The sequence below is a fragment of the Inquilinus sp. genome (genome assembly GCF_057815775.1).
The window spans coordinates 1-5,981 of sequence record NZ_JBYRFX010000640.1; the positions used below are offsets into that span (position 1 = coordinate 1).

General features: G+C 70.2%; 5 protein-coding genes. 3 read left to right on the forward strand and 2 right to left on the reverse strand.

Translation table 11 applies throughout. From position 1 onward, the window contains the following. The coding region (chrA, locus tag AC3XYG_RS22185; RefSeq protein ID WP_489142040.1) for a chromate efflux transporter at positions 1–1,199 on the reverse strand (1,199 nt) is incomplete at its 3' end. A 190-nt stretch (positions 1,200–1,389) separates the two neighbouring features. Here chrA and ybaL point away from each other — a divergent pair. Next, the gene (gene ybaL / locus AC3XYG_RS22190) at positions 1,390–3,189 is read left to right on the forward strand and encodes a YbaL family putative K(+) efflux transporter (protein ID WP_489142041.1); all 1,800 of its coding nucleotides are present in this window, start codon (positions 1,390–1,392) and stop codon (positions 3,187–3,189) included. Between the two features lie 14 nt (positions 3,190–3,203). Here ybaL and AC3XYG_RS22195 read toward each other — a convergent pair whose 3' ends face one another. Continuing rightward, the gene (locus AC3XYG_RS22195) at positions 3,204–3,779 is read right to left on the reverse strand and encodes a GNAT family N-acetyltransferase (RefSeq protein WP_489142042.1); all 576 of its coding nucleotides are present in this window, start codon (positions 3,777–3,779) and stop codon (positions 3,204–3,206) included. Between the two features lie 268 nt (positions 3,780–4,047). Here AC3XYG_RS22195 and AC3XYG_RS22200 point away from each other — a divergent pair, with 268 nt between their 5' ends. Together AC3XYG_RS22200 and AC3XYG_RS22205 are read left to right on the forward strand one after the other, a co-directional pair. Beyond that, entirely contained in the window at positions 4,048–5,196 is a 1,149-nt protein-coding gene (locus tag AC3XYG_RS22200) for a lytic transglycosylase domain-containing protein (protein WP_489142043.1), read from the forward strand. Between the two features lie 104 nt (positions 5,197–5,300). Beyond that, positions 5,301–5,981, forward strand: a 681-nt coding sequence (locus tag AC3XYG_RS22205) for a bifunctional transcriptional activator/DNA repair enzyme AdaA (protein ID WP_489142044.1), incomplete at its 3' end; no start/stop codon positions are given.

Here is a 5,981-nt window from a genome sequence, read left to right on the forward strand (position 1 = left end):
TGCAGCGCGAACCACAGCGCCAGGTTGAGGATGACCCCGACCACGGCGGCGGTGATGGCGGACAGCGCCGCTGACACCGCGCGGTTGCCGCGCAAGGTCTCGACATAGGGCGCGCCGAGGAAGATCCACATGAAGCACGGGGCGAAGGTGACCCATGTGGTGAGAAGGGCGCCGAGGCTGCCGGCAAGGACCGGGTTCAGCTCGCCGGGGTCGCGGTAGGCCGCGAGAAAGCCGACGAACTGGAGCACCATGATCAGCGGCCCCGGCGTCGTCTCGGCGAGCCCCAGCCCGTCCGCCATTTCTCCCGGTCCGAGCCAGCCGAAGGTGTCGACGGCGGCCTGGGCGACATAGGCCAGCACGGCATAGGCGCCGCCGAAGGTGATGACAGCCATGGTGCTGAAGAAGCCGCCGATCTGGGTCCAGACGCTGGCCGAGCCGGTGAACGCCCACAGCAGAACCACCGGCCCGAGCCAGAGCGGCAGCCAGATCGCCAGCACGCGGAGCGCGCGGGGCCAAGATGGTTCGGCATGGGTCAGCTCGCCGCGCTCGAACATTGCGTCCACCACGCCGGTGACGGCCGGGCCTGCGGCGCCGCCGGTCTGGCCGGCGCTGGTGAAGAATGCCGGGGCCCGCCGGCTGCCGATCCAGCCGGCGATCCCGGCCGCGAGGATGATGATCGGAAAGGGGATCTTCAGCGCGTAGATGCCGACGAAGGCCGCCGCGGCAATGGCGACCATCGCCCGATTCTTGAGCGCCCGTCGTCCGATGCGGATGACGGCCTCCACCACCACGGCCAGGACCGCGGCCTTCACGCCGAAGAAGATGGCATCGACCAGCGGCACCTGGCGGAAGCAGGCGTAGAGGATGCTGAGGCCGAGCATCACCAGCGCGCCGGGCACCACGAACAGGATGCCGGCCACCAGGCCGCCTGCCGTCCGGTGCAGCAGCCAGCCGATATAGATCGCCAGCTGCTGCGCCTCTGGCCCTGGCAGCAGCATGCAGTAGTTCAGCGCATGCAGGAATCGCTGCTCGCCGATCCAGCGCCGTTCGTCGACCAGCGTCTTGTGCATCAGCGCGATCTGCCCGGCCGGCCCGCCGAAGCTCAGCAGGCCGATCCTGGCCCAGACCTTCAGCGCCTCGCCGAAACTCGGCCGGGCGGTGCCTGCGGAGTCGGAGACCGTGGTTGCTGTCGTGGACATGATCCGCTCGCACGCCCGTTTGCCGGCAGAGACCCAGTGATGGGTTGCTTTGGCCGCGATGTCCAGGCTCGCGCAACCTCTCGCAGAGAGCCTGCGTTCGATTGCCTCGGGCGCCTCGGCGCGCTGTCTGAAACCGGTGCGAAGCTGTTAGACTGAAAGGAGAAAATCCAGGTTGAAGGAGGGACGCCGCATGCCGCACGAGACCACGCTCATCGCCACCATCGTCATGGGCCTGGTCATCGCGTTCGGCTTCGGTTTCATAGCCCACCGGCTGAAGCTGTCGCCGCTGGTCGGCTACCTCCTTGCCGGCGTCGCGGTCGGCCCCTTCACCCCCGGATTCGTTGCCGACAATGGCCTGGCCGGGCAACTCGCCGAGATCGGCGTGATCCTGCTGATGTTCGGTGTCGGCCTGCACTTTTCGATCCGCGACCTGATCGCGGTCCGCGCCATCGCCCTGCCGGGCGCCATCGTCCAGATCGCGGTCGCCACCGCGATCGGCATCGGCATCACCATGGTGTGGGGCTGGAGCTTCGGCGCCGGCCTGGTCTTCGGCCTCGCCCTGTCGGTCGCCAGCACCGTAGTGCTGCTGCGGGCGCTGGAGGAACGGCATGCGGTCGACACAAGGGAAGGGCGGATCGCGGTCGGCTGGCTGATCGTCGAGGATCTGGCCATGGTGCTGGCGCTGGTGCTGCTGCCGGCCCTGGCCCCGTCGCTCGGCGGCAAGGGCAGCAGCCTCGCCGGCAGCTTCGGCGGCGACAGCCTCGCCCTGACCCTGGCGCTGACCATCGGCAAGGTGGTGCTGTTCGTCGTGCTGGTGCTGGTGGTCGGGCGCCGGGTGGTGCCGTGGCTGCTGCAGCAGGTCGCCCGCACCGGGTCGCGCGAACTGTTCACCCTGTCGGTGCTGGCGGTCGCGCTCGGCATCGCCTTCGGCTCGGCCGAGCTGTTCGGCGTCTCCTTCGCCCTCGGCGCCTTCTTCGCCGGCGTGGTGCTCAGCGAATCCGACCTCAGCCACGAGGCCGCGGCCAAGACCCTGCCGTTCCAGGACGCGTTCGCCGTGCTGTTCTTCGTCTCGGTCGGCATGCTGTTCGACCCGTCGATCCTGGTGCGCGAGCCGCTGGCGGTGCTGGCGGTGGTGCTGACCATCATCTTCGGCAAGTCGCTGGCCGCCTTCGCCATCGTGCTGGCCTTCCGCTATCCGCTGAAGGCGGCGCTGACCATCTCAGCCAGCCTGGCGCAGATCGGCGAATTCTCCTTCATCCTGGCCGGGCTGGGCGTCACCCTCGGCCTGCTGCCGACCGAGGGCCGCGACCTGATCCTGGCCGGGGCGATCCTGTCGATCACGCTGAATCCGTTGTGCTTCGCCGGGATCGAGCCGCTGACGCGCTGGGTGCAGGCCCGGCCGCGGCTGACGGTGATCCTCGACCGGCCGGCGGCGAACGAGCCGGCCGCGGTCGACCCCTCGGCCAAGGCCCTGCGCGACCATGCCATCATCGTCGGCTACGGCCGGGTCGGCAGCTTCGTCGGCCGCACCCTGATCAAGCAGGGCCTGCCCTTCGTCGTGATCGAGCAGAATCGCGCGCGGCTGGAGGAGTTGCGGGCCGAGGGCATCCAGGCCGTCTACGGCAATGCGGCGGAGGAGGTGATCCTCGAAGCCGCGGGGGTGCGCCACGCCAGGCTGCTGGTGGCGGCGACGCCGGATGGCTTCATGGCCGGCCAGATCATCACCACTGCGCGCCGGCTGAAGCCGGAGATCGACACGGTGGTGCGCAGCCACAGCGAGGCACAGCTGGCCTATCTCGAACGCCAAGGCGCCGGGCTGGTGGTGATGGGCGAACGCGAGCTGGCGCTGGGCATGATCGGCTACGCCTTGCGCAGCCTCGGCTTCGGCGAGGACAAGGCCAAGCTGGTGGTGCAGGCCGCCCGCACCGGCGACGGCCTGACCCCGCCGCCCGAGGACGCGCCACCCAAGGACGAACCGGCGGCGGCGTGACCGAAGCCTGACCGTCAGCGCCGCAGCGGCAGCTGGTAGTGCAATTCGTGGCTGGTGGCGCCCTTGAACCGGTCGGCATTCTCGGTGAGGCGGGTCCGTTCGAAGCCGAGGGCCGTGACCAGCGCGATCGATCCGGTGTTGCGGGTGTCGATCGACGCGCCGATCGCGGTCACGGCAGGGGCGTGCGCCAGCGCCTCGACCGCGGCCGCCACCGCCCGTCGGCCGATGCCGCGGCCCTGGCACCCGGTAAAGATGAAATAGGCGATATCGGCAGCGCCGGACCCGTGCACCGTGACCTCGACCAGCCCGGCATAGGCGTCGCCGGGGTCGAGCCGGATCGTCCAGTTCAGCCACACCTGGCCGCCGGAAGGCGGCTGCCGCCCGGCGAGGCGGCCATAGCGGGCCCGCAAGGCTGCGACATCAACCGGGGGATCCTGCGGAATGAAGCGGTAGAGCGCCGGGTCGGCGAAGCCGTCGAACAGCAGATTGGCGTGGCCTGGGCGAAGCGGCTCCAGCACCAGCCCCGCGGCGGTGATCGCCGTTTCCGCGAGGATCAGCAGGCTGGTGGGAAGGTCGCCGATCGCGGTCATCGCGAGCCCCCGATGTGATCGTTCGTGGCCGCTTATACAGGGCCGGACGCGCCCGACGCAGCGGGATTCCAGTCCTGCGCGGACGGAATGGCCAGGGGCCATCGGCCATGACGCTGCCGCCATTGTTTCGACAAAAATTATATGTTTGAATGCCTTGCGTCCAGTCGCTGAGATTGTGACGCAGGTTCGGCGTGCAGGTGGAGCGTTCGCCCGGTGTTACAGGGGGGCCGTCATGGCCGGTAGGGGAGCTTGGCTGAGGACCGCGCTGATGTTCGGTCTGGTCGCTGGACTGATCAGTGCCTGCGGCGACAAACCCCGGGCGCCGTCCGGCGCCGACGTGTCCTATTGGGAGCCGCAGATCCAAAAGGCGTCGAAGCGATTCAACGTGCCGCCGGAATGGATCCGCGAGGTGATGCGCGTGGAAAGCGGCGGCCGCACCACCTGGAAGGGCGGCCAGCCGATCACCAGTTCGGCCGGCGCCCAGGGGTTGATGCAGGTGATGCCCGACACCTATGCGGAGCTGCGCGAGAAACACGGCCTCGGCCGCGATCCCTATGACCCCGACAACAACATCATGGCCGGCACCGCCTATATCCGGGAGCTGTACGACATGTACGGCTCGCCGGGCTTCCTCGGCGCCTACAATGCCGGGCCGGGCCGCTACAAGCAGTATGTCGAGCAGGGCCGTGACCTGCCGCCGGAGACCCGGCGATACATGGAGACCATCGGCACGCAGATCGCCGGCATCACGCCGGGATCGAGCCCGCCCGACCGGATGACCCAATACGCCGAGCAGCAGATCCGCCAGCGCGTCGACGGCGCGGTGGATGCCCGGACGGGGGTCGCCGGCGCACCGGTGGTGGTGGCGGCGATGCAGCCGATCCCCGACACCCTGTCGCCCGGCGAACAGCAGACCCGGCAGCGGGTCGAGACGGCAATCGCCGGCCGGACCGGCCAGTTACCGGTGCAGCAGATCCAGATGCTGCCGATTCCGGACCAGCCGGCCGCGGCGCGGCCGGCCCCAGCGCAACCAATGGTGTCGCGCCCGGTGGTGGTGGCGATGCAGCCGATCCCGGACCGGGTCGCGCCGGCACCGGTGGCCGTGGTCCGCCCGGCGCCGGTGCGGATGGCGCCGATCCCGGACCGGCCACAGGTCGCGCCGGTCGACGACGTGCTGCTGGCGATGGCGGCCTCGGAACCGCAGCGGCCGGCCCCGGCACCGGTGGCGCCGATGCCGGTCCGGGCGGCGCCCGTCGCAACGCCGAAGCCGGTCCTGCGTGCCCAGACGCAGCCGGCGGTCGCGCCGACCCGCGTCGCACGCACTCCTGCCCCGGCGGCGACCGGCCCGGCCCCGGTGCGGCGCCAGTCCAGCGGCCTGCCCAGCGGCTGGTACGTGCCGGCGGCTCCCGGGAAATAGCGGCCTGAATCTTCCTCGCCGATCGTGTCCGAAAACCGCCATCGGGCGATGACCATGTCCGAAAACCGCGAGCACGGGATCCGCGCCCGTGGCATCGTCGGGCCATGGAACAGCTCGACCCCGCAGCCTGCTACAGGGCGCTGCAGACCCGCGATCCGCGGTTCGATGGGCGCATCTTCGTTGGCGTGACCTCGACCGGCATCTACTGCCGCCCGGTCTGCCCGGCCCGCACGGCCAAATTCGAGAACTGCCGGTTCTATGGCTCGGCCGCGGCGGCGCAGGAGGATGGCTTCCGGCCCTGCCTGCGCTGCCGGCCGGAGACTGCCCCCGATGTCGGCGTCTGGCGCGGCACCTCCAACACCGTGTCGCGCGGCCTGGCGCTGATCGCCGACGGCGCTTTGGACGGCGATGAAGCCAGCGTCGATCATCTGGCCGAGCGGCTGGGCATCGGCGGGCGGCAGCTGCGCCGCCTGTTCAAGCAGCATCTCGGCGCCACGCCGGTGGCGGTGGCCCAGACCCGCCGGGTGCTGTTCGCCAAGCAGCTGATCCACGACACGCGGCTGCCGATGGCGGAGATCGCGCTGGCCGCCGGCTTCGGCAGCGTCCGCCGCTTCAACGAGACGTTTCTACAGTTGTTTAAACGCCCACCCAGCGCCATCCGCCGCAAAGCCGTCGCCGCCTTGCCGGAAGGGTCGGTCGCGGCGACCGGCGTGGAACTGCGGCTGCGCTATCGTCCGCCCTATGACTGGCCGGCGATGCTGGGCTTCCTCCGCACCCGGGCGGTG

What these genes read in the sequence shown, in the direction of transcription:
- AC3XYG_RS22200 (WP_489142043.1), top strand. Translation starts at nt 4,048, where the DNA reads ATGTTCGGTCTGGTCGCTGGACTGATCAGTGCCTGCGGCGACAAACCC.
- AC3XYG_RS22195 (WP_489142042.1), bottom strand. Translation starts at nt 3,779, where the DNA reads ATGACCGCGATCGGCGACCTTCCCACCAGCCTGCTGATCCTCGCGGAA.
- ybaL (WP_489142041.1), top strand. Translation starts at nt 1,390, where the DNA reads ATGCCGCACGAGACCACGCTCATCGCCACCATCGTCATGGGCCTGGTC.